Genomic DNA, 23,256 nt, shown 5'->3' with positions numbered 1-23,256 from the left:
GCGCCGGCCCTGCCCCTTCCATCACAGGACCGACCCCATGCGTGACGCCGCCGCCAACGCCCGCGCCCTTCGTGCGCCGCTTGCCCCCTCGCTTCTCGCCTTCGCCGTGGCCTTTGGTCTGGCCGCACCGCTCGCCGCCCAGGAGCGCGGCCAGCCGGCCGATGCCGACAAGGCGGCGGTGCTCGACGCGGTTTCGGTGACCGCCACCCGCAAGGTCGAGGACGCCAAGGAAGTGCCGATCGCGGTCTCGGCGATCAGCGCCGATCGCCTCGACATCGCCGGTTCCGGCGGCGAGGACATCCGCTTCCTTGCCTCGCGTCTCCCCAGCCTCAACATCGAATCCAGCTTCGGCCGCGCCTTCCCGCGCTTCTACGTGCGTGGCCTTGGCAATACTGACTTCGACGTCAACGCCTCGCAGCCGGTCTCCCTGGTCTATGACGACGTCGTGCTGGAGAACCCGATCCTGAAGGGCTTCCCGGCCTTCGACCTCGACCAGGTCGAGCTGCTGCGCGGTCCGCAGGGCACCCTGTTCGGGCGCAATACCCCGGCCGGCGTGGTCAAGTTCAACTCGGCCCTGCCTGACGAGGTGTTCGGTGGCTACGGCCAGCTCGCGCTGGGCCGCTTCGACTCGGTGAACGTCGAAGGCGCCGTCGGTGGCCCGATCAACGAGGCCTGGCGCACCCGTTTCTCCTTCCTCAGCCAGTCGCGCAATGACTGGGTCGACAACACCGGCGGCGGTCCCAACAGCGACCTCGAGGGCTACGACGAGCAGGCCGCGCGCTGGCAGCTGCAGTACGTCGGCACCGAGGGCTTCGATGCCCTGTTCAACATCCACGCCCGCAAGCTCGACGGCACCGCCCGGCTGTTCCGCGCCAACGTGTTCGTGCCCGGGACCAACCAGCTCCGTCCGGACTTCGCGCGCGATCGGGTCTCGATCGACGGCCGCAACGAGCAGGATCTCGACGCGCTCGGCGCGATCGCCAAGCTGCGCTGGGACTTCGACGGCTACTCGCTGCATTCGATCACCGGCTACGAGACGGTCGACGCCTTCTCCCGCGGTGACATCGACGGCGGCTTCGGCGCGGTGTTCGCCCCGCCCTTCGGCCCGGGCCTGATCCCGTTCACCGCGGAGAGCGGCGACGGCCTGCCCTCGCACCACCAGTTCACCCAGGAACTGCGCCTCGAGTCGGTGAACGAGGGTCCGCTCAACTGGCAGGGCGGCGTGTTCTATTTCTCCGAGAACCTGCGCATCGACAGCTTCAACTTCGACACCCTGGCCGGGGACGTGGTCAACGGGTACGCCCGCCAGCAGCAGGAGAACGATGCCTGGGCGGTGTTCGGCTCGGTCGACTACGACGTCAGCGAGGCCTTCACCCTGCGCGGTGGCCTGCGCTACACCCATGACGAGAAGGAGTTCACCGCCGAGCGCACGCAGTCGCCGCTGTCCTTCCTCGGCATCGGTCCGATCGGCCCGATCAGCGTCAGCCCGGACGACTCCGACGTCAGCTGGGACCTCTCCGGTACCTATCGCCTGAATGAGGACGTCAACCTCTACGGCCGCATCGCCCGCGGCTTCCGTGCGCCCAGCATCCAGGGCCGCCTGCTGTTCGGCGATGTGGTCTCGGTGGCCGACTCGGAGACCGTGTTGTCCTACGAACTCGGCATGAAGGCCGACCTGTTCGACAACCGCGCCCGCCTCAACGCCGCGATCTACACCTACACCATCGATGACCAGCAGCTCACCGCGGTCGGCGGCGGCACCAACTTCAACACCCTGATCAATGCCGATGAAACCGAAGGTTACGGCTTCGAGATGGATGTCGAGGCCTATGTCACCGACCAGCTGCTGATGACCGCCGGCGTCAGCTACAACCACACCGAGATCAAGGACCGCGACCTCGCCGTGCAGCCCTGCGGCGGCGGCTGCACCGTGCTCGATCCGGTCGGTCCGGTGCCCGGCACGGTCTCCATCGACGGCAACCCGCTGCCCCAGGCGCCGGAGTGGATCTACAACCTGACCGCCCGCTACGGCATTCCGGTCGGCGACGACGCCGAGTTCTTCGTCTTCACCGACTGGGCCTATCGCAGCGAGGTCAATTTCTTCCTATACGAGTCGGCCGAGTTCACCGGCGACCCGCTGCTGGAAGCCGGCCTGCGCGTGGGCTACCGCTGGAACTACGGCCTCTACGAGATCGCCGCCTTCGGCCGCAACATCTTCGACGAGCAGGAAGCGGTCGGCGGCATCGACTTCAACAACCTCACCGGCTTCGTCAACGAGCCGCGCGTCTACGGCGTCGAACTGTCGATCTGGTTCTGAACCCGTCGCCCCCCCGGCGGCCCCGGCCGCCGGGGGCGGGCGATGCGCGCTCCGGGTGCGAAGTTCGCATTCGCCCCGGTCCCGCTGTAGGAGCCAGCTTGCTGGCGATAGGCGCCCCGGATGGGACGACCGCCAGCAAGCTGGCTCCTACATTCGGGTTTTGCGGAAGGTCTGCTTCGCGCCCAAACCTGCCGCTCGGCCCCACCCCGTGCGCCCACCGCGGGCTCGGGTACACTCGGCACCTCGTTTCCCCACGCGGAGCCCGGTCCATGCGCAGCGGCAATCCCACGCTCAACGACAACACCTTCCTCGACGTAGGCAGCGGCCAGCTGCGGTCTGCCGGGGCAGGTGGGGTGATGACCCTCGAGGGTACGGTCAACAAGACCAGCGTGCTGCTTGCCCTGGTCCTGCTCGGCGCCTTCTTCTGCTGGAGCCAGTACGACGGTCCGGAGAGCGTCTCCAAGGTCATGCCGCTGGCCATTTTCGGTGCCATCGGTGGCCTGGTGCTGGCCCTGGTCACCGTGTTCAAGAAGACCTGGGCACCGGTCACCGCGCCGCTCTACGCCGTGGTCGAGGGCCTCTTCGTCGGCGGCATCTCGGCCATCTTCGAGGCGAAGTACCCGGGCATCGTCATGCAGGCCGCGGGCCTGACCTTCGCCACCATGGCGGCCATGCTGATCGCCTATCGCAGCGGCCTGATCAAGGCCACCGAGAACTTCAAGCTCGGCGTGGTCGCGGCCACCGGCGGCATCTTCCTGATCTACCTTGCCAACTTCGTCGCCGGCTTCTTCGGCTACGAGTTCGGCCTGATCCACGACAGTGGCTGGATGGGGATCGGCTTCTCCCTGGTGGTGGTCACCGTCGCCGCGCTCAATCTGGTCCTCGACTTCGACTTCATCGAAAGCGGCGTCGAGGCCGGCGCGCCGAAGTACATGGAGTGGTACGGCGCCTTTGGCCTGGTCGTGACCCTGGTCTGGCTGTACATCGAGATGCTGCGCCTGCTGTCCAAGCTGCAGTCCCGCGACTGAGGCGGCTCAGTCAACGCAGCGCGGCGGCGACTCCGCCACCGCCTGCGCGGCATGGCGCCAGAACACCGGCGCCAGCTGCACCGCCGGCTGCCAGCTTTGCTCACGGAACTGCCGCGCCAGCCGGTCATCGATCGCCTTTCCTGCGGCAGGCCAGAGCGCGCGGGCAAGCGTGATCGCGGTCAGCAGCGTGCCCTCGCGGCTGGGATGGAGGCGGTCCTCGCTGTAGAGCGGCAGCCCCGGATTCTCGGCCAGGGCGAGGCGCCAGGCCGCCGCCGCGGGCAGCAGGCAGCCGCCCGACTTCGACGCCGCCTGCGCATAGCTGGTTTCCGCATTTGCCCAGGTGTGGGCGTGCTCGAGCGCCGGCCAGACGCTGAACATCACGATCCGCGTGCGCGACGGGTCTAGATGCCTCGCCACCTCCGCGGTCCATAGCACCAGATGGACACGGTTCTGCGGCAGCGAGGACGGGCCCTGCTGCATCACCACCCAGTCCCATTGGCCCTCGAGCGCGTCCGGAAGGTTGCCGGTGCTGAAGTGGTCTTCGATGGCGGCACCCGGGATGGTCACCGCGCTGACGACCACGGCCCGGTCCTGTGCCGCGGCCACCCGGCGGAAGACCTCGGGCAAGTTGTGGGTGTAGGTGTAGCTGTTGCCGATGAACAGCATGCGCAGTGGCTCGGCCGGCGCGGACGTGCTGCTGATTGCCAGGCAGGTCAGAAGCATCCAGCGCATGACGGACAAGCGGCGGCACGCTCCGCGCGCCACGTGTCCCGATCCGGAGGTGGATCGCACGCCCCGCAAGGTCTGCGGCGTCGTTCCAGCGTTTTCCCTGGTATCCATGGCGTTGCGATGCCTCCTCCCCGCGTTCTGTCCCGGCGACGCCTGCGCGTTGCGATGGCGGCAGCGGTGCTTCTTGATACGACACTAGCGCGACTCCGCGGCCGTTGCTGTGCCCAGTCTGGTGCGCCGGAAGTGTTGAATTTGCCGGACGACGCTCTCGCCCGTGCGCCGTTGCACGGGTTCAGACCGGACCGGCGCCCGGCGGCTCGCTGCGCGAGCTTTCCCGCGCGCGCTCGCGCGCCGCCTCGATGATGGCCTGACGGCGGCGTTCGGCGGCCGCTTCGATCTCGGCGCGGCGGCCCTGCCACCACCACCAGGTGACGCCGGCACAGACGGCGATCCAGCCGCTCCAGCACAGGAAGACCAACAGACCCGCGATGCGCTGGTCCTGCTCGAGCAGGCCGAAGCGGCCGAGCAGGTAGGCCCAGTCGTGCTGGCCGCCGCCCACCAAGGGCAGGGCCTGGGTGCGCGCATCGCCGAGGTAGAAGGCGACGTAGCGCAGGTTCTCCAGCGCCCAGAGTACGCAACCGGCGGCCTGCAGCAGCTGTGCCCGGCGCAGGAAGTGCACCGCGCAGGCGATGGGGAACACGAATTGGGCGAGGGTGCCGCCGAGCCAGTGCATCAGCTCGCCGAACAGGCCGAAGATCAGGTGGCCGGCCTCGTGGAAAGCGAGGTTCACGTGGTCGATGATCGGCACGAAGTCGAAGGCCAGCACGCAGCCCGCAGCCAGCGCGCTGGCCAGGATGAAGCCGATGAAGGCAGGCGTGTCGGGCGGGGCGGGCAGGCGCTCGATCCAGCTCATTCTCCGAGCATAGCCCGGGCTCGACCGCGGGGGGCGCCTGTTCAAGCTGTGCGGGAGTGGGTGCGGGAGTGACCCGGCGTCACTGGCCAAGCCCGCGGACGACCCCGATAATCCGCTGCCCGACCGGCTCCTCGGGAATCCATGTCCGCCGCGATCCGACCCGACGATACTGTGCCTCTCTCGCTTCCCCTGCTGGACGGCGGGCCGCTGTCGCGCGCGATCAGCTTCGGCGGCGCCGAGGGGCGGATCGATGCAGCGCGCTTCCTCGACGACGTCCGCGCCGCCGCCCGGGCCCTTCCCGAGGCGCGTCATGCGGTCAACCTCTGCGAGGACCGCTACCGCTTCCTGGTCGCGTTCTGCGCGGTCGCGCTGCGCGGCCAGACCAATCTGCTGCCGCACTCGCGGGCGCCGGACGTGGTCCGCGAAGCGCTCGATCGCCACCCGCAGAGCTACTGCATCGCCGAGGAGGCGCCCGAGCGCCTGCCGCCGCGCTTCCACCGCCTGCAGGGCGGGCCCGTCGCCCTCGATGGAGACGCCGGGCTACCCGGCCTTGCCCCCGGCCAGGTGGTGGCCATCGGTTTCACCTCGGGCAGCAGCGGCGTACCCAAGGCCAATCCGAAGACCTGGGCCGGCTTCTGCGCCAGCAACGCGATGAACGCGGCCCTGGTCCGCGAGCAGGCCGGCGAGCACGCCTGCATCGTCGCCACCGTGCCGCCGCAGCACATGTACGGGATGGAGACCTCGGTCCTGCTGCCCCTGCTCGGCGGCTTCTCGGTGCACGCTGGGCGGCCCTTCTTCCCGGCCGAGATCGCCGATGCCCTGCGCTGTGCCGAAGCGCCGCGGGTGCTGGTGAGCACGCCGGTGCATCTGCGCGCCCTGCTCGAATCGGGGGTCGACCTGCCGCCGCTGGCGCTCGTGCTCTCGGCGACCGCGCCACTGTCGCCGGAGCTGGCCGCGGCCATCGAGGCCCGGCACGCGACGCGGGTGATCGAGATGTTCGGGTCCACCGAAACCTGCGTGGTCGGTTGGCGCCGCACTGCACTGGACGAGGCCTACACCCGCTACGCCGGGGTCGAGCTGCGCCCGGGGCCGGATGGCACCGATGTCGACGCGCCCTGGTTCGCCCAGGCGGTGCGCCTGCAGGACGCCATCGAGGTCGATGGCGAGCGCTTCCTGCTGCGCGGGCGCAGCAGCGACCTCCTGGAGATCGCTGGCAAGCGCGCCTCGCTTGGTGATCTGACCCGTCGCCTGCAGGCGGTGCCGGGCGTGCGCGACGCGGTGGTCTTCCAGAGCGACGAGACCGACGCCGCCGGCGTGCGTCGCCTGTGTGCCCTGGTGGTCAGCGACATTTCCGAGGCCGAGGTCCTGGCCGCCCTGCGCGAGTCGGTGGACGCGGTCTTCCTGCCCCGCCCGCTGCGCCGGGTCGCGCGCCTGCCGCGCAACGACACCGGCAAGCTGCCCCGCGCGGCCCTGCTTGAGGCGCTGGCGGCGGGCTGAGCGGCTGGCCGCGTTCGCAGCCGGACTGCCTGCGCCGTCCCGCTACCCATCGCCGCGCTGCCCCTGCCCCTCAAATCGCGGACAACCTCCCATGCCGCTCGTGCTGAGGTATCGAAGCGCGTGCGGCACTCGGCGGCGTGGGGGTTCGCCCTTCGATACCTCAGGGCGAACGGGTTTCATTCGGGGCGCCATAGGGTGCGGCTGGCCGCACCGGGCGTACCGTCCGAATGCCCGTATCGGTGCGCCAAGGCACACCCTATGGGGCTTCGCCGACGCGCAGCGAAGCCCCGTCATCCGCCACGCCACGAAGCCGTTCGTGCTGAGGTATCGCAGCACGTGCGGCGCTCGGCAGCGTGGGGCTTCGCCCATCGATACCTCAGGGCGAACGGGTTTCATTCGGGGCGCCATAGGGTGCGGCTGGCCGCACCGGGCGTACCGTCCGAATGCCCGTATCGGTGCGCCAAGGCACACCCTATGGGGCTTCGCCGACGCGCAGCGAAGCCCCGTCATCCGCCAGGCCACGAAGCCGTTCGTGCCGAGGTATCGCAGCACGTGCGGCGCTCGGCAGCGTGGGGCTTCGCCCTTCGATACCTCAGGGCGAACGGGTTTCATTCGGGGCGCCATAGGGTGCGGCTGGCCGCACCGGGCGTACCGTCCGAATGCCCGTATCGACGCGCCCAGGCACACCCTATGGGGCTTCGCCGACGCGCAGCGAAGCCCCGTCATCCGCCACGCCACGAAGCCGTTCGTGCTGAGGTATCGCAGCACGTGCGGCGCTCGGCAGCGTGGGGGTTCGCCCTTCGATACCTCAGGGCGAACGGGCTCCGGCGGGGCGTGGTGTTCCCGCCAAGCCGCGCGGTCCGCAAAGGCGCCGCGTGACTACGCGCGCCGTCTCCGGACGCCGGCTCAGTTCGCCCCGGATCCCCCAGACCCCCAAGGCCGTTCGTGCTGCGGTTTCGAAGCACGAGCGGCCCGACGCAGCGTGGGGATTCGCCTTTCGATACTCCAGGGCGAACGGACGGGGATCGCCGCGATCCCCGATTCCGGTGCTTCAAACCCTACAGCGTCGCCATCTGCAGATTGCGCGAGAGGTCGGTCAGCACGTTGTTGACCCAGCTCAGGTAGTTCTTGTGGATGTAGCGGCGGCCCTTCTTCTCGCGGTAGTCGAGGTTGTCCGAGGACACGTAGTTCACCCGTACCGATTCGGTATCGAAGCTGATCGCGACGCGGGCGACATGGGCGCGCAGGTGCAGGCTGGCGTCGATCCGCCCGGGCTGCTCGCCGGTCACCACCCAGCCGCGGCCGATCAGGGCGCGCTTGATCTCGGTGGCCACGGTCTCGCCATCGACGCCTGCCGGCACCGCCAGCGGATCCGGATCGACCAGCTCGGCCGCGGCCATGGCGGAGAACGGCGTGGCCAGGAGGCCGAGCAGCAGGAACAGCGCGATGCGTAGCGTCATGGTCAAACCCTGTGTTGAGAGGAGGGCGAAGGCTGCGTCAGCGCGGTGCGGCTTGGCAAGTCCCCGGGCTCCGGCCTGGCCGCCGTGCGGCTCAGGTGACCCGGGCCAGCATCCGGCGGTGGCGGATCAGCCGCGCCCAGCGGGTGCCGATATCCAGCCAGCACAGGTAGGCGGCCTCGCCGGCCAGCCGTCCGAGCATCCGCGGGCTCGGCTCGAAGCGCGACTCGGCGGCGCAGAGCTCGAAGTCGAAACCGAGCTGGCCGGCCAGCCGGGCGCAGCGGGCAAGGTGGTAGCGGCTGGACAGCAGCACCACCCGGGCCGGGGCCTCGCCCAACAGGCGTCGGGCATGACGCAGGTTCTGCAGCGTGTCCTGCGACTGGTCCTCCAGCCGCACGCTCAGCGCCTCGGGCAGGCCCAGCTCCCGCAGTCGGGCAAGGCCGGTCGCGGCCTCGCTGGGCTCGTGCGCCGCGCCGCCGCCGAGCAGCATCAGCGGCCGGCCGGGCGCCGCGTGGGCCAGTCGGTGCGCATGTCGCAGCCTGGCCTCGAAATCGGCATCCGGCCGGCCCTGTTGCAGGCGCTTGCCGAACACCAGCACCCAGTCGCCGCCCTCGATCCGCTGCCGGCTGCCCACCGCCACGCGCAGTACATGCCCCAGATAGGCGAGGTAGAGCAGGCCGCAGGTGGCCAGGCAGGCGAGCGAGGCGATGCCCAGCGAGTGGGCGATATCGCGGCGCAGGTGCGGGTCGTCGGGGGCGCGCATCGCCGAATTCTGCGGCAGGATCGGCGGCCCCGCCACGCCCGGCGCGCACCTCTTGCTTGGCGCGCCATCGTCACAGGCGCGATACTGCCCGGCCGTCCACCCGGTGCAAGTCCTTGTCCGCAAACGCTGCTCCCTGCATTGCCGCCTATACCGCCACCAGCGCCGTCGGCGTCGGCCTCGGCCCGCTGCGCGAGGCCCTGGCTGCCCGGCGCAGCGGCCTGCGGCGCAACGATTTCGGCGACGGGGAGCGGCTGGACACCTTCATCGGCCGCGTCGCCGGCGTCGAGGAGTCCGCCCTGCCCGCATCGCTCGCAGGCTGGGACTGCCGCAACAACCGGCTGGCCTGGATGGCCCTGCAGGCCGATGGCTTCCTCGACCGGGTGGCCGCCGCGCGCAAGCGCCACGGCGAGCGCGGCGTCGCCGTGGTCGTCGGCACCTCGACCTCGAGCATCGGCGCCAGCGAGGAGGCCTACACCCGGCTCGACGGTGACGGCGGCTTCCCGGCCGACCTCGCCCGGCCGATCGTGCACACGCCGCATTCCCTGGGTGACTTCGTCCAGCAGGCGCTGGGCCTGCGCGGCCCGGCGGTCACCGTGGCCACTGCCTGCTCGTCCAGCGCCAAGGTCTTCGCCCAGGCCGCGCGGCTGATCCGCTCGGGCGTGGTCGAGGCCGCCGTGGTCGGCGGCGTCGACACCCTCTGCGGCAGCGTCCTGTTCGGCTTCAACGCGCTGGAGCTGGTTTCCAGCGAGCCCTGCCGTCCCTTCGATGTCGCCCGCCGCGGTCTCTCGCTGGGCGAGGCTGCCGGCTTCGCCCTGCTTGAACGCGAGGGCAGCGGCCCGCGCCTGCTAGGCTGGGGCGAATCCAGCGATGCCCACCACATGTCCAGCCCGCATCCCGAGGGACTTGGCGCGCGGCTGGCCATGGAAGGCGCACTGAGCCGCGCCGGCCTCACGCCCGCCGACATCGACTACATCAACCTGCACGGCACGGCGACGCCGAAGAACGACGAGATCGAGGCCGACGCCATCGCCGGCCTGTTCCCGGCCTCGACCTGGGCCAGCTCGACCAAGGGCTGGACCGGCCACACGCTGGGCGCCGCGGGCATCATCGAGTCGGTGATTGCCCTGCTGGCGCTGGAGCACGGCGAGGTGCCGGGCACCCTCAACAGCGCCGAGCTGGACCCGCTCTGCGGCCCTCAGCTGCGCCTCGACAATGGCCAGCGCCGCTGCCGCCACGTCATGAACAATTCGTTTGGTTTTGGCGGCAACAACGCCTCCCTGCTGTTCGGCTACGCATGAGCCAGTTCGCCTTCCGCATCGACGGCATCGGTTTCTGGGCCAGTGGGCTGCCCGGCTGGGACCTCGCACGCCGCTTCATCGAAACCGGCGAGCTGCCCGAGGCCGCGCCGCGCAAGCCGGCCCCCGACCTGCTCCCGCCCAACGAGCGCCGTCGCGCACCGGACACCGTGGCCCTGGCCATCGAGGTCGCCATGGCGGCCTGCCGCGATGCCGGCGCCGACCCCGCGGCCCTGCCCTCGGTGTTCACCTCGACCCACGGCGACCTCGCCATCACCGACTACATGTGCGCCAGCCTCGCCGAGGCGCCGCGAAGCATCTCGCCGACCAAGTTCCACAACTCGGTGCATAACGCCGCGGCCGGCTACTGGACCATCGGCGTCGGCTGCCACGCGCCGGCCACGGCGCTCTCCGCCTTCGATGCCAGCTTCGCCCAGGGCCTGCTCGAAGCCGCCGCCCAGCTGGCCGACGGCGCCCCGCAGGTGCTGCTGGTGGCCTACGACGCCCAGTCGCAGGGCCCGCTCGGTCGGATCAGCCGCAGCGAGGGCCTGCTGGCCGCCGGGCTCGTGCTGTCCCGCGGCGCCGAGGGCGACCACCGGTTGCGCCTCGAGGAAGGCGCGGCGGATAGGGAGCGCGATGCGCTGGCCGAGCGCTACGCCGGCAATGCCATGGCGCCGATGCTGCCGCTGTTCAGCGCCCTGGCCCGCGGCGGCGGTCGCTGCCTGCTGCCGGCCGGACCCGGCTCTCGGCTCAGCGTGGAGCTGGCGGCATGAGTCCGTCTCCGCTGTCCCGGCGCATCGCGGTGCTGATCCCGGCGCTGAACGAGGCGCTGCGCATCCGCGAGGTGGTCGAGGGCGCGCTGCGCCACTGTCCGAACGTGATCGTCGTCGACGACGGCTCCACCGACGACACCGTCGAGTGCATCCGCGACCTGCCGGTCACCCTGGTCCGACACGCGCGGCGCTGTGGCAAGGGCGAGAGCCTGCGTGACGGATTCCGCCTGGCCGTCGAGGCCGGCTACCAGGGCGTGCTGAGCATGGACGGCGACGGCCAGCACGATCCCGATGACATCCCGCGCCTGCTGGCCGCGGCCGAGGTCCACCCCGGACGCATCATCATCGGCGCCCGCCTGAAGAAGCGCGCCCAGCAGCCGCTCTACCGCCGGTTGGCCAACGAGTTTGGCGACTGGGGTATCGCCTGGGCCACCGGCCGGCGCATCGCCGATACCCAGAGCGGCCAGCGCTACTACCCGATCGAGGTCGCCGCGCTCGACGTCGAGACCGACGGCTTCGTCTTCGAGGCCGAGATCCTGATCCAGGCCGCGCGCAAACTCTGTGTTCACTGCGTCTCGGTGCCGATCGAATCGCGCTACTCCGGACCGGGCCTCGGCGAGAAGCTGCGCCGCTCGCACTTCCGCCCGCTGACCGACCTGTGGCGGATCACCTCCCACGTGGTCGGCCGGGTCTGGACCCATGGCCGGGTGATCCCGCGATACATCGAGGCGCGCCGCAGCCGGCCCGAGGTCTGGGTGCCCGAGCAGTCCGCCGGCGGCGATGCGCTGGGCTCGGGCGTCGCCGCGGCAAGGCCCGGCTGATGCCGACGGCGGCCAGCGTCGACGCCCTGATCCTCGGCGGCGGCCTCGCCGGCCTGACCCTTGCCCTGCAGCTGCGGCAGCGCTTTCCCGAGCTGCGCATCCTGGTCGTCGAACGGCGCCCGCATCCGGTGCCCGAGGCGGCGCACAAGGTCGGCGAATCGACCGTGGAGATCGGTGCCCACTACTTCGCCGACGCTCTCGGCCTGCGCGAGCACCTCGAGCGCTGCCACATCCGGAAGTTCGGCTTTCGCTTCTTCTTCTCCGATGGCCATCGCGAGCTCGACCAGGTCACCGAGCTGGGCGTGCGCCGCGCGCTGCCGACTCCGGCCTGGCAGATCGACCGCGGCATCTTCGAGAATTTCCTCGGCGAGGAAGTGCGCCGTCGCGGCATCGAGTTCCGCGACGCCGCCGTGGTCCGTGAGCTGGCCATCGGCGGGGACACCCAGCCGCACCGGGTGGTCTTCGAGCAGGCCGGCGCGCGCCACGAGGTCACGGCCGATTGGCTGCTCGATGCGTCCGGCCGCGCCGGCCTGATCAAGCGCCGCCTGGGCCTGGCCGAGGACAACGCGCACAACGCCCATGCCGTCTGGTTCCGGCTCGACCGGCGGCTGAAGATCGATGACTGGTGCGACAACCCGGATTGGCGTGCCGAGTGCGAGCCGCCCGAGCGCTGGCGCTCGACCAATCACCTGGTGGGGCCGGGCTACTGGGTGTGGCTGATCCCGCTGTCTTCCGGGGCGCACTCGGTCGGCATCGTCGCCGATCCGGCCCTGCATCCGCTGGAGTCGATGAACAGCTTCGAGCGCGCGCTCGACTGGCTGCGTCGCCACCAGCCCCTGCTCGCCGACCATGTCGAGGCCGCGCGCAAGGGCCTGCTCGACTTCGCCTTCTTCCGCAAATTCTCCTACCGCTGCAAGCAGGTGTTCTCGGCCGACCGCTGGGCGCTGACCGGTGAGGCCGGGGTCTTCCTGGACCCGTTCTACTCTCCCGGCAGCGACTTCATCGCCATCGCCAACACCTACATCGTCGAACTGGTTGCCCGCCAGCGCGAGGGGGCATCGCTCGGCCCCTACGCGCGGCTCTACGAGCAGCTGTTCCAGTCCTTCTACGAGAACACGCTCAGCCTCTACCAGGACCAGTACCCGCTGTTCGGCAATGCCGAGGTGTTTCCGAACAAGGTGCTTTGGGACTACGCCTACTACTGGGGCGTGCTCTGCCAGCTGGTCTTCCAGCATCGCCTGACCGACCTCATCCTGCTCGGCGAGCTGCGCCCGGAACTGGAGCAGGCCCAGCAGCTCAACGCGCGGATGCAGTCGCTCTTCCGCGCCTGGGACCAGCGCGGCCCCGCGCCCAATGACGCGGTCATGCTCGACCAGGGCGAACTCGACTGGTTCCACGAACTCAACCGCGGCCTGCACGACCCCCTCGACGATGACGCCCTGCGCCAGCGGTTGCGACAGAACGTCCAGCTCCTCGAGCGCCTCGCCCAGGCCCTGGACCGACGCGCCGGGCTGAGCCCCGGAGCCCCGCCGCAGCCCGATCCGCCGGCCCTGTTCCGCGAGGTCGCCTGAGCCCGACGCACAGGCCAAACGGCATGTTCAGAACCAGGGCGCCCGGCCCACCCGCGGCCGCGCCAGGCAAACAGGATGCACCGCACCTGCCCCGAAGCCCGCTCGCCGAGGCGTGAATGCAAACAACGGGCGCGAAGCAGACCTTCCACAACGCCCGAATGTAGGAGCCAGCTTGCTGGCGATCGTCCCATCCGGGGCGCCTATCGCCAGCAAGCTGGCTCCTACAGCGGGACCGGGGCGAACGCGAACTTCGCGCCCTTGTGGCGCGTCTGAATCCCGACCACTTCCACCGCATTCCCGCGTTTCAACGAGACCCGACTGTGGGAGTGCCCATGGGCGCGACCGCGGCGCTGTGGATTCACCATAGACCGCGGCCAGAGCGGAACTCCGCGGTCGCGCCCAAGGGCACTCCCACAGAGGGCGCGGGCATTTCAGCGACCGAGGCGAATGCGAACCTTGCGCGCGACGACCCCATCGACGCAGGGATGGGGTGCGCTGTCCTGCTGCGCCGCTTGTGGTGCCTTGGGGCAGTAGCGGCCGAAGGGAAAGCCCCCGCAGCCGCGGGCTACATGTCGCCCAGTCGCGCGCCGTCGGTGGGGTTTTGCAGCCACTGGGCGATGTCCTTGCCAAGGGCCTTCATGGTCCGGCCGAGCACCGAGCAGGAGCCCTTGTAGCCGGCGAATGCACCACCCATGGAGTTGCGGCGGCCCTTGAAGCTGGCCACCAGCTGGCCGTTCTCGTACAGGTTGCCCTTGATCCGCGAGTGCTTCTGGTGCCCGATGAAGGCGTTGCCCATGCTGACCGCATCGAGGATCTCGACCTCGAGCACCCGGCCCTCGGCCGCAGTGTCGATGCGGTCGAGCAGATCGACGCGCACGCCGAATTCGGCGCCGAACTCGCGGGTGTAGGCGGGCAGCTGTCCGTTGAGCTTCAGGCACTCGCTGCGCACCTTCTCGGAGATCTCCGCGTCCTCGGAATAGGGTGTTTCGGCGGCCATGCGCACGCTGTCGGCGAGCGCCGGTGCGCTGGCAAGGGCGAGGGCAAACGGCAACAGCTTAAGCATCGGTTTCAAGAAGCCTCCTGTATGGGTGAACGGAACCTGGCTGCACGATACTGCGTGATAAGGCCGGAGCTGTCACCCCATCCCGCCGTTGATCCCGATCACCTGCCCGTTGATGTAGCCGGCCTGGTCCGAGGCAAGAAAGGCGATCAGGGCGGCGACTTCCTCGGGGCGGCCGGCGCGGCCGGCGGGGACGATCTGCTTGACCTGCTCGGCGGAGAAGCTGTCATCGGCCATCCGGCCCTCGATGACGCCGGGCGCGACGACATTGACGGTGATGCCGCGTGATCCCAGTTCGCGGGCCAGCGAGCGTGAGGCGCCGTGCAGACCGGACTTGGCGGCGGCGTAGTTGGTCTGGCCGCGGTTGCCGAGCACGGCGGCCACCGAGGAGACGTTGATGATCCGGCCCCAGCGGGTGCGCGCCATCGGCAGCAGCAGCGGCTGGGTCACGTTGAAGAAGCCGTTCAGGCTGACGTTCACCACCCGCTGCCACTGCTCGAAGCCCATCCCGGCCATGGTCGCGTCCTCGTGGATCCCGGCGTTGTTGACCAGAACCTGGATCGGCCCCGACTCCAGCAGGCCGGCGAGGGCCTGGCCGCTGGCCGCGGGATCGGCAACGTCGAAGGCCACCGCCTCGGCGCCGTGGCCGGCCTCGCGCAGCGACTGAACCAGCTGTTCGGCTCGCTCAAGGCCGCGGTGGGCGTGGACGATGACGTGGCAGCCGGCGGCGGACAGGGCGCGGCAGGTGGCGCTACCGATGTCGCCGCTGCCGCCGGTGACCAGGGCGCGTCGGATGGTGCTCATGGTCAGGTCTCCCTTGGTTCTGGGTTCAGGGGTCGAGGCGTTTCAGCGCAACGACAGGTTCATGCCGCAGGGTGCCGGCATCACCGCGGCGCGGCCTTCGGCCAGCAGCTCGCCGGCGTGCTTGACGCGAAAGGCGTACTGCCAGCCGGTCTCGCCGGCGGCCAGCTTGTCGCCGAATACGTCGAGCGGGCCCGGCAGCGCGGGCAGGACGCCATGGCTGATGCGCACGCCACGCAAGGCGACCAGCAGGCCGGGCTGGGCCCGCCCGCCGCTGGCGCGGGCGAGCAGTCCGCCGTGCACGGCCATCGACTGGGCGCCGAACTCGCACAGGTGCACCCCGCGCAGGCGGCCGCCGCTGCGCAGCGGCAGGTTGGCGCGCAGGTGGGCCTCGCTCTGGCAGTGGATGCGCTCGTCGTTCCAGTCGAGCACGCGATCGAGCAGGCACATGCTGCCCTGGTGCGGAATCATCGCGAGGATGGCGTCACGGTCGATCATCGATGCGCTCCGCGGCAAGCTGGCTCGCCAGCAGCAGGTTGAAGGCGACGCCCAGGGCGACGGTCAGGCCGATCGCCCGCAGCACCGGGACGCTCGAGCTGGCCAGCAGGCCGAACACCAGCAGGGTCGAGACGGCACAGACGCCGATGCCGTGCAGGGTGCGCCGGCGCTCGTCCGGGTCGCGCCCGGCGCGCTGGAAGAACAGCGCGTAGTCCAGGCCGAGGCCGCTGGCAAGGATCAGCGCGACCAGGTGGAACAGGTTGAAGGCGACGCCGCCCAGGTGCAGGGCCGCCGCCGTGCACAGGGCAGCGAGCAGCACCGGGGCCAGCACCTGGCCGACCCGGCGGAGGTCGCGCAGGAAGGCGGCCAGGGCCAGCAGCAGCAGGGCGAAGGCCAGGCTCAGGGCCAGCAGCATGCGCTCGCGATAGGTCGCGGCCAGCGCCTCGGAGGCGGCCTTCATATCGAGCAGGTGCAGGTCATCCCCGGACGTTGCCGCGAAACGCTGCAGCGCCGATACGTCGCGCAGGCCGGACAGGCCGATCAGGGCCACCGGAGGCTCACTGGCGGGCAGCAGGGAGGCGAGGCGGCTGCCGAGCGGGCTGCCCTCGAGGTCGGCGGGGCCGAGCGGCGCGGCCTCGCGTGCCGCAGCCACGTCCTCCAGGAAGGGTGCAAAGGCCTCCTGGCGGAACGGCAGGTTATGGGCGGCTGCCTCGAGGGCGGCGCGCAGTGTCTCGGCATCGGGCAGGGCCGCACGCCGCTCCAGCTGGGTGCGCTGGCTGGGCAGGTAGCGGCAGGGCGGCTCGGCGTCGTCCAGCGCGCCGGCTTCGACCAGCCCATCGAGCCCGGGAAGCAGGGCCTCGCAGCGCTGCAGCAGGGCTTCGGTGTCGGTGCCTTCGAGCACCAGCAGATGACGCACGTCGCTGGCGCGCAGGGCGGCGCGCAGTTCGGCGTCGCGCTGCACCAGGTCCTGCGGCAGCGGCGTCAGACGACCGAGGTTGTCGTCCCAGAGTGATCGCGGCGAGGCCAGCAGTGCAGCCAGCGCCAGTACGGCCAGCAGTGTCGCCCATCGCGGCGCCTGCGGCAGGGCACCCGGCAGGCGGTCGAGGCGCATCACCCAGGCCGAGCGGCCGGGGTCGCCTGCCGCTGCCGGCATCAGCGCGGGCAGCAGCCAGCGCGTGGAGAGGGCCGCGGCCAGCAATCCGGCGATGGCAAAGGCGGCGAGCTGGGCAAGCCCGGCCACGCCGGAGACGAGGAAGCTGGCGTAGGCGAGGCAGGTCGAGACCACGCCGGCCGCGAGGGTGCGGCCGATCCGCCGGGCGTCCTGCCAGGCCGAGCGTTCGGCGTGGCGATGGCTGAACAGGTGCACCGGATAGTCCAGCGCGATGCCGATCAGGGTGAATCCGAAAGCCAGGGTGATGCCGTGCACCGAGCCGAACAGCCAGGCCACGCAGCCCAGTCCTGCCAGCGCCGCAGTGGCCAGCGGCAGGGCGCCGAGCAGGGGCAGGCGCCAGCCGCGGTAGGCCAGGCCCATCAGCAGGATCATCGCCGCGCTGGCCAGCAGGCCAAGGCGGGTCGCCTCGCCCTCGGTGCGCTCGCGCATCAGCACCGAGAAGGCCCCGGGTCCTGACACTTCGAGCCGCAGCGGTGTGCCTTCGGCGACCTCGTCGACCGCGGCCCGCAGGGCGCGCAGCGCGGCCTGCTGGGCCTCGGGATCGAAGCCGGCGGCCTCGGTCTCGGCGACCAGCAGTGCGTTCTCCCCGGCCTTGTCGAACCAGACATCGAAGCGACGCTCGGGCTCCCGCGCCGGCTGCCAGCGCTCGGCCAGGTGGAGCATCTCAAGGGTCGGGTCGCGGGCCAGCCAGGGCTCGATCAGGCTGGCCGCCGGCGAGCCGAGGTCCTGCAGGCGGGCGCGCAGCGCGCGGCCTAGGTGCTCGGCGTCGAGGGGCCGGGCAGCCAGGCCGTCACTCAGCAGGTAGCGGTAGGGCAGGCTGTCCTCGGGAAACGCCTCGGCGCCCTGCTCCCCGTTGAGCACGCGGCGGAACAGCCCTTGCCCGTCGAGCGCTTCACGCAGTGCGCGGGAGGCATCGGCCAGCGGCTCGGCCCCGGCGCCGGACAGGGCGATCAGCAGCAGACGCGAGCCGGGCCCCTCGCCAAGGCTGTCGAGCAGCAGGCGCTGGTCGGTGGTCTGTGCCGCCGGCATGAACAGGCGCAGGTCGCCGCTGGTCTGCAGCCGGGCGGCGGCGAACGCCGCCAGCGCCGCCAGCAGGACCGCCCACAGCAGGGCCAGTGCGGCGCGGCGGCGCGCGCTCATGGCTGCGAGGGCGGCGGCGCGCAGTGGCCGGCGAAGCGCTCGGCCAGGCTTCCGGTCGGTCCGCCCGCCGCTGCGCCGAGCAGCATCGGGCTGGATTGGCCTTCGCCGTCGTGGACCACCAGACAGTCGAGCAAGGCGCCGCGGCCGAACAGGTCGATGCCGCGCACCCGCTGCCGGCGGCGCGCCTCGCGCGGAGTCAGCGACAGCTGCCAGCCGGCCTCGGGATTACCGCTCAAACGCACGGTGTAGTGCTTCTCGAGCAGCGCGCGCTGGCCGCCGAGCAGGGCGCGGAAGCTGTCGAGCAAGGCAGCGAGTTCGGGGGCGCGGCGCAGCGAGAAGCGCCGCGTCGACTCGCCCTCGCGCTCCAGCTCGACGCGGCCATCGCGGATCGTGCTGCGCTCGCGGTAGGGCGCCTCGACCACGCGAAGCAGGGTGTCCTCATCGGGCCGCTCCAGCCGACCGCTGAGCAGCAGGGGTTCGCTGAGCAGGGCCGAGCCGCGACGCTCCACGAAGGGCGTGCTGGCCGGCACCGGCTGGCGCAGCCGGTCCAGCAGCGCGTCCAGCGCGGCAGGGTCCTCAGCCGCCCGCGCGGGCGACAGGCTCAGCAGGAACAGCAGGGCTGCCAGCGTTGCGCGCATCGGTCTGCCAGAAGTCGTAGAAGTTGAACCAGTTGTACGGCGCCAGCCGGACGTGATGTTCGAGCCGCTGGGCGTAGCGCTGCAGCAGCGAGGACAGCATCGCGGCGCGGCCGGCGCGGGGAATCCGCAGGCCTTCGCTGAACAGCTCGAAGTGCAGATCGTAGCGCCGCCCGCCGCGGTAGAGGCCGAAGCAGAGCACCACCGGGATATGCAGGGAGGAGGCGATCAGCATCGGCGCCGTGGGGAACGGCGCCGGGCTGCCGAGGAACTCGCAATCCATCGAGGGCTCACCCGGCCGGGCGCGGTCGGCCAGCAGGCCGATCAGGGCGCCTTCCGCGGCCGCCTCGCCGATTGCCAGGACGATCGAAGTGCCGGGCTGTGAGGCGTCGATCACCCCGCGCGCAAGCTGCGGGTTCAGGGCGTCGAGCAGCTGGGTAATCTCCGGGTTCTGGCCCTTGTCCAGCACCACCCGCACATCGACCTCGGGTCGGGTCTGGGACAGCGCGCGCAGAGATTCAAAGCTGCCGTGGTGCGAGCCGAGCAGCAGCACGCCGCGGCCCTGTTCCATGGCCTGATGCAGCACCTCGAGGCCATGCACCTCGACCTCGAAGCGGCCGAAGCGACCGGAGAGCAGGAAGACGCGGTCGAGGATGGTGCAGGCGAAGGTGTGGATGTGCCGGGCCACCTCGGAGAGCCGTGCCGGGCGACCGAACACCCGCGACAGGTAGGCCCGCGAGGCGTGGCGCTCGGGGCGCCGGCGAAGCAGGAAGTACAGGGTGATCGGATAGAGCAGCAGGCGACCGAGCGGGCGCCCGCCGTACAGGGCGATGCTGCGGATCAGCCACAGGGCGAAGCGGCCGCCGCCCTCGGGGCGCTGCTTCCAGCTCATGCCGCCGCCCCCAGCTCGCCGCTGGCAAGCAGCTCGCCTTCGCGGCTGATCCGGAAGCGCAGCCGCGAATCGTCGATCCGCTCGATCTGCAGCTCGGCGACCTGCCCCGGCAGCAGCGGGCGGACGAACTTGACCTGGGGCAGCCGGCAACCGCCAGCGGGCCAATCCGCAATGCGTTCGGCCGCGTCCAGCACCGCCTCCAGCAGCAGCACCCCGGGGACCACCGGATTGCCCGGGAAGTGGCCGGCCAGGCACGGGTGGTCGGGGGGCACGCAGAGCGTCTGCAGCGGCAGGCTCATGATCCGGACCGCCGGTGGCAGCGCGCGGCCATCAGCGTACCAGCCCGCGCCAGAAGGCCGGCCCCAGCCGGGCGACGCGGCAGGTGAAATCGACCACGTTGCGGTAGGGCTGGTCCGGGAATCGACGCCTGCGGTAGGCGTACTCGAGCAGAAAGAAGGCGGCGACGATCACGTAGTTGAGCACGTTGGCAAACAGCGACCACAGCGACAGCGGAACAGCCAGCGGCGGCGCGAAGCCGGTCTCGACCAGCAGGCCGTCGGGCACGGCGAGCAGGGCCAGGATCAGGTTGATCACCGCAAGCGCTGCGAACAGCCCCGCCCAGAGCGCGGTCAGGCGACGCGCGTAGGGCGCGACGCCCGCATCGATGGCATCGGGCTCCCCGTGCAGGACGCGCACCATCTGCTCGATGAGCGGGCGCCGGCCCGCGGCCAGCGTGCGACCGAACAGCCAGGCCAGGAAGGCGTTGAGCAGCACCGGCGGCGCGAACAGCGGCAGGGTGCCCAGTGCGCGCTGGTACAGCGCGGCAAGACCTGCGGCGCAGAGCAGCAGCGACAGCCAGGCCAGCCAGTGGCCGCGTGCCAGGGCCGGCCACAGGACCAACAGCACCAGCACGCCGCCGGCGAGCAGCGCCCACACCGGCTGGCCGCTCCAGGCCGCCGCGTGGGCGAGCAATGGATAGGTCACCGCCAGCACGGCCGGCAGGAGTCGCGTCACGCCGTCCTGTGCTGCTCGACGTGGGCGGAAAGCGCGCGCAGGCTGGCGAAGATGCGGCGGTTCTGCTCGCTGTCCGAGCGCAGCTGGAAGCCATAGCGCTTGGAGATCGCAAGAGCCAGCTCCAGCGCATCGATGGAATCGAGGCCAAGGCCCTCGCCAAACAGGGCGGCTTCGGGATCGATGTCCTCGGCGGTGACGGTTTCGAGGTTGAGCGCCTCGACAAGGAGGACGGCTAGTTCGCGTTCAGCTGGAGTCTGTTGGGACATGGCGATGGCCTCGGGCGGCGCCCGGCAGCAAGCTAAGGGTGGGACGTCCGGCGCGCCGGCAGAGGGCGCACAACGGGCGAAATGCACGCTGGAAAGCCCATTGCAGGGGCGTCGGCGGCGGGCGCGGAGTGTATCATGCGCGGTTTGGGGTCCGCCGCCCGGCGGGCGCCGCTGCGGCCAGCAGCCTTCCGTGCGCCGCCGGCGCGACGACGCCGGAAACCCGCGTCCTGCCCCGCCACGCAACGATGGGCCCGGACATGCAGGACGCAGGCAATGTGGACAACCCGGACGTTCTGGTCGCAGGCGGCGGCCCGGCGGGTTCCACCATTGCCACCCTGCTGGCGCGTCGCGGCTGGCGCGTCTGCCTGCTGGAAAAGGACCGTCATCCGCGCTTCCATATCGGCGAATCCCTGCTGCCCATGAACCTGCCCATCCTCGAGCGGCTCGGCGTGCTCGAAGCGGTTCGCGCGATCGGCGTGCACAAGGCCGGGGCCGACTTCCCGATCGATGCGCAGCGGACGAACACCTTCCACTTCCGCCGCGCGCTGGGCGCGCGACACGACCACGCCTTCCAGGTGCGCCGCGACGCGTTCGACGCCCTGCTCTTCGCCCACGCCCGCGCGGCCGGCGTCGATGCCCGGGAGGGCGCCGAGGTCACCGCGGTCGAATGGGACGAGCGCGGCGCCGCCCGGGTCAGCGTGCGCGAGGCCGGTGCGGAGCGCGCCCTGCGTCCGCGCTACGTGGTCGACGCCAGCGGCCGCGACACGCTGCTCGCCCGGCAGCTGCGGCTCAAGCGCAGGAATCCGCGCCACCAGTCGGCGGCGATCTTCAGCCACTACCTGGGCGTCAGCCGTCGCGAGGGCGAGGACGCCGGCAACATCTCGATCCTGCGCTTCGAGCATGGCTGGATCTGGCTGATCCCCCTGTCCGACGGACTGACCAGCGTGGGCGCGGTCTGCTCCCCGGACTACCTCAAGACCCGTCGCGGCGATCGCGAGGGGTTTCTGGCGCAGACCCTGTTGGCCATCCCGCAGGTCGCTGCGCGCATGCAGGGCGCCGAGCGGGCCGCGCCGGTCCACGTCACCGGCAATTACTCCTACGCCTGCGATGCGCTGGGCGGGCGCGGCTGGATCGCCGTCGGCGACGCCTACGCCTTCATCGATCCGGTGTTTTCCTCGGGCGTCTTCCTCGCCATGGACAGCGCCGAGCAGGGCGCCGAGGTGGTCGATGGCGCCCTGCGCGAACCGGCCCGCGAGCGTGGCCTGCAGCAGGCCATGCGCCGTCGCCTGGAGCGCGGCACCGATGAGTTCAGGTGGTTCATCTACCGCTTCAACTCGCCGGTGATGCGCGAACTGTTCGCCCGCCCGCGCAACCACTGGCAGATCGAGCAGGCGGTGATCTCGATGCTGGCCGGCGATGTCTTCGACAACCCCGCGGTGCGCCGCCGCCTGCGCGCCTTCCGCATGGTCTACCGGCTGACCGCCCTGCGCATGGCGCCGCAGGCCCTGCGCAGCTGGTGGCGCCGGCGCGCCGACGCCCGCGCCGCCTTTGCCGAGGACACGCTGCAATCGAGCGCGTCGCAGGGAGGGCGGGCATGAGCAGCCTTGAATGGCCTCCCGGATCCGCGCCTGCCCTGCCGCAGCTCGAGGTGGCCTATCGCGAGGCGTCGCTGTCCAGCCTGCTGGACGACCCGCGCACCCTGGCGGTGATCGGCTTCGGTCGCCGCGCGCCGGCCCGGGATGACGACCCGCGCTACTTCAACGTCGGTCTCGAGCCGCTCGGTGCCGCCGTGCCCTTCGAGGTCTGGCGGGTCGACGCCGACGCCCTCTGCGGCCGCGACGGCAACATCGCCTGGGCCCGCGCTGGCGATCTTTCCTTCGGTTCGCTCTGCGTCGACGAGGCGCGCCACGGCGGTATCACGCCGGCCGCCGAGGCGGCCTACCGGCAGTTGCTCGACCATCTGGCTTCGGGCCCCCATCCCGCCCTGCTGCGCAGCTGGAACTACATCGACGCGATCACCGAGGGCGAGGGCGATGCCGAGCGCTACCGCCAGTTCTGCATCGGTCGCGCCCTCGGCATCGGCCAGCGGCTGTCCGCCTATCCCGCTGCCACGGCCATCGGCCTGCGCGACGGCGCCCGCGTGCTGCGCCTGTACTGGCTGGCCGGCCCGCAGCCGGGCACCCCGATCGAGAACCCACGGCAGGTCGCCGCCTGGCGCTACCCGCGGCAGTACGGCCCGCAGCCACCGAGCTTCTCCCGCGCGACCCTGCCCGGCGCGCCTTCGCTGCCCCTGCTGCTGTCCGGCACGGCCAGCGTGGTCGGCCACGCCTCCCTGCATCGCGACAGCCTGGCCGACCAGGTCGACGAGACCTTCCGCAACTTCGCTAGCCTGCTGCAGGCCGCGCGCGGCCTGCGCCCCTCCCTGGCGCCCGCATTCGGCGCGGGCAGCCTGCTCAAGGCCTACGTCCGTGATGCCGACAGCGCCGCCGCCGTCGCTGCCGAACTTGACCGCCATCTGCCCGCCGCGACGCAGCGCCTGCTGCTCGCCGCCGATGTCTGCCGCGCCGAACTGCGCATCGAGATCGACGGCTTCCACCGCTAGCGGGCCGGCTCCC

The 23,256-nt window shown here is 71.1% G+C and carries 22 protein-coding genes; 9 read left to right on the top strand and 13 right to left on the bottom strand.

The window, feature by feature from the left end; all coding sequences use genetic code 11:
- Positions 1 to 37: 37 nt before the first annotated feature.
- Together M0G41_RS01705 and M0G41_RS01700 are read left to right on the top strand one after the other, a co-directional pair.
- Entirely contained in the window at positions 38 to 2,317 is a 2,280-nt protein-coding gene (locus tag M0G41_RS01705; protein ID WP_248204505.1) for a TonB-dependent receptor, read from the top strand.
- A 269-nt stretch (positions 2,318 to 2,586) separates the two neighbouring features.
- Positions 2,587 to 3,345 carry a Bax inhibitor-1/YccA family protein gene (locus tag M0G41_RS01700; protein WP_248204503.1) on the top strand — a complete coding sequence of 253 codons (759 nt, stop codon included), beginning with the start codon at positions 2,587 to 2,589 and terminating at the stop codon, positions 3,343 to 3,345.
- A 6-nt stretch (positions 3,346 to 3,351) separates the two neighbouring features.
- On the opposite strand, the gene M0G41_RS01695 is transcribed toward M0G41_RS01700, so the two are convergent.
- Complete coding sequence (locus tag M0G41_RS01695; RefSeq protein WP_248204501.1) at positions 3,352 to 4,077, bottom strand: SGNH/GDSL hydrolase family protein; 726 nt, start codon at positions 4,075 to 4,077, stop codon at positions 3,352 to 3,354.
- Positions 4,078 to 4,366: 289 nt separating this feature from the next.
- Positions 4,367 to 4,987, bottom strand: a complete 621-nt coding sequence (locus M0G41_RS01690; protein WP_248204500.1) for a hypothetical protein — start codon at positions 4,985 to 4,987, stop codon at positions 4,367 to 4,369.
- 141 nt (positions 4,988 to 5,128) lie between these two features.
- Here M0G41_RS01690 and M0G41_RS01685 point away from each other — a divergent pair, with 141 nt between their 5' ends.
- On the top strand, positions 5,129 to 6,484 hold the full coding sequence (locus tag M0G41_RS01685) for an AMP-binding protein (RefSeq protein ID WP_248204497.1): 1,356 nt from the start codon (positions 5,129 to 5,131) through the stop codon (positions 6,482 to 6,484).
- A gap of 1,058 nt (positions 6,485 to 7,542) precedes the next feature.
- Here the strand turns inward: M0G41_RS01685 and M0G41_RS01680 are convergent.
- Both M0G41_RS01680 and M0G41_RS01675 read right to left on the bottom strand, forming a co-directional pair.
- Complete coding sequence (locus M0G41_RS01680; RefSeq protein ID WP_248204495.1) at positions 7,543 to 7,944, bottom strand: hypothetical protein; 402 nt, start codon at positions 7,942 to 7,944, stop codon at positions 7,543 to 7,545.
- 91 nt (positions 7,945 to 8,035) lie between these two features.
- Positions 8,036 to 8,704: a YdcF family protein gene (locus tag M0G41_RS01675; protein WP_248204494.1), complete on the bottom strand. Its 669-nt coding sequence runs from the start codon at positions 8,702 to 8,704 to the stop codon at positions 8,036 to 8,038.
- A 113-nt stretch (positions 8,705 to 8,817) separates the two neighbouring features.
- Between M0G41_RS01675 and M0G41_RS01670 the strand changes: the two genes are divergently transcribed.
- From M0G41_RS01670 to M0G41_RS01655, 4 genes are read left to right on the top strand one after another with little or no spacing between them, the layout of a single operon-like run.
- Positions 8,818 to 10,002, top strand: a complete 1,185-nt coding sequence (locus M0G41_RS01670) for a beta-ketoacyl-[acyl-carrier-protein] synthase family protein (protein ID WP_282452573.1) — start codon at positions 8,818 to 8,820, stop codon at positions 10,000 to 10,002.
- The gene (locus M0G41_RS01665; RefSeq protein ID WP_248204492.1) at positions 9,999 to 10,772 is read left to right on the top strand and encodes a beta-ketoacyl synthase chain length factor; all 774 of its coding nucleotides are present in this window, start codon (positions 9,999 to 10,001) and stop codon (positions 10,770 to 10,772) included. Before M0G41_RS01670 ends, M0G41_RS01665 begins: the two co-directional genes overlap by 4 nt.
- A complete protein-coding gene (locus M0G41_RS01660) occupies positions 10,769 to 11,593 on the top strand; it encodes a glycosyltransferase family 2 protein (RefSeq protein WP_248204490.1) in 825 nt (274 codons plus the stop codon). Before M0G41_RS01665 ends, M0G41_RS01660 begins: the two co-directional genes overlap by 4 nt.
- Positions 11,593 to 13,164: an NAD(P)/FAD-dependent oxidoreductase gene (locus M0G41_RS01655; RefSeq protein ID WP_248204488.1), complete on the top strand. Its 1,572-nt coding sequence runs from the start codon at positions 11,593 to 11,595 to the stop codon at positions 13,162 to 13,164. The genes M0G41_RS01660 and M0G41_RS01655 overlap by 1 nt, the downstream gene beginning before the upstream one ends.
- A gap of 565 nt (positions 13,165 to 13,729) precedes the next feature.
- Here M0G41_RS01655 and M0G41_RS01650 read toward each other — a convergent pair.
- The 9 genes from M0G41_RS01650 to M0G41_RS01610 all read right to left on the bottom strand — a co-directional run bounded on the left by M0G41_RS01650 (position 13,730) and on the right by M0G41_RS01610 (position 20,641).
- Positions 13,730 to 14,236, bottom strand: coding sequence for a hypothetical protein (locus M0G41_RS01650; protein WP_248204486.1), 507 nt, complete (start codon positions 14,234 to 14,236; stop codon positions 13,730 to 13,732).
- Between the two features lie 63 nt (positions 14,237 to 14,299).
- Positions 14,300 to 15,028, bottom strand: a complete 729-nt coding sequence (fabG, locus tag M0G41_RS01645; protein ID WP_248204484.1) for a 3-oxoacyl-ACP reductase FabG — start codon at positions 15,026 to 15,028, stop codon at positions 14,300 to 14,302.
- A gap of 42 nt (positions 15,029 to 15,070) precedes the next feature.
- The gene (locus tag M0G41_RS01640; protein ID WP_248204483.1) at positions 15,071 to 15,523 is read right to left on the bottom strand and encodes a hotdog family protein; all 453 of its coding nucleotides are present in this window, start codon (positions 15,521 to 15,523) and stop codon (positions 15,071 to 15,073) included.
- Positions 15,510 to 17,834, bottom strand: coding sequence for an MMPL family transporter (locus M0G41_RS01635; protein ID WP_248204481.1), 2,325 nt, complete (start codon positions 17,832 to 17,834; stop codon positions 15,510 to 15,512). Before M0G41_RS01635 ends, M0G41_RS01640 begins: the two co-directional genes overlap by 14 nt.
- Entirely contained in the window at positions 17,831 to 18,472 is a 642-nt protein-coding gene (locus M0G41_RS01630; RefSeq protein WP_248204478.1) for a LolA-related protein, read from the bottom strand. Before M0G41_RS01630 ends, M0G41_RS01635 begins: the two co-directional genes overlap by 4 nt.
- Entirely contained in the window at positions 18,411 to 19,361 is a 951-nt protein-coding gene (locus tag M0G41_RS01625) for a lysophospholipid acyltransferase family protein (protein ID WP_248204476.1), read from the bottom strand. The genes M0G41_RS01630 and M0G41_RS01625 overlap by 62 nt, the downstream gene beginning before the upstream one ends.
- Positions 19,358 to 19,660, bottom strand: coding sequence for a 3-hydroxyacyl-ACP dehydratase FabZ family protein (locus tag M0G41_RS01620; RefSeq protein ID WP_248204475.1), 303 nt, complete (start codon positions 19,658 to 19,660; stop codon positions 19,358 to 19,360). The genes M0G41_RS01625 and M0G41_RS01620 overlap by 4 nt, the downstream gene beginning before the upstream one ends.
- A 31-nt stretch (positions 19,661 to 19,691) precedes the next feature.
- On the bottom strand, positions 19,692 to 20,375 hold the full coding sequence (locus tag M0G41_RS01615; RefSeq protein WP_248204474.1) for a COG4648 family protein: 684 nt from the start codon (positions 20,373 to 20,375) through the stop codon (positions 19,692 to 19,694).
- The gene (locus tag M0G41_RS01610; protein ID WP_248204472.1) at positions 20,372 to 20,641 is read right to left on the bottom strand and encodes a phosphopantetheine-binding protein; all 270 of its coding nucleotides are present in this window, start codon (positions 20,639 to 20,641) and stop codon (positions 20,372 to 20,374) included. The genes M0G41_RS01615 and M0G41_RS01610 overlap by 4 nt, the downstream gene beginning before the upstream one ends.
- 257 nt (positions 20,642 to 20,898) lie before the next feature.
- On the opposite strand from M0G41_RS01610, the gene M0G41_RS01605 reads away from it, so the two are divergent.
- Entirely contained in the window at positions 20,899 to 22,239 is a 1,341-nt protein-coding gene (locus M0G41_RS01605; RefSeq protein WP_248204471.1) for an NAD(P)/FAD-dependent oxidoreductase, read from the top strand.
- Entirely contained in the window at positions 22,236 to 23,243 is a 1,008-nt protein-coding gene (locus tag M0G41_RS01600; protein ID WP_248204469.1) for a chorismate transformation FkbO/Hyg5 family protein, read from the top strand. Before M0G41_RS01605 ends, M0G41_RS01600 begins: the two co-directional genes overlap by 4 nt.
- The last annotated feature ends 13 nt before the right edge of the window (positions 23,244 to 23,256 follow it).

It is taken from the genome of Pseudomarimonas salicorniae (assembly GCF_023156535.1).
Taxonomy (GTDB): Bacteria; Pseudomonadota; Gammaproteobacteria; order Xanthomonadales; family Xanthomonadaceae; genus Pseudomarimonas; species Pseudomarimonas salicorniae.
This window is presented reverse-complemented; position numbering and strand designations above follow the sequence as displayed.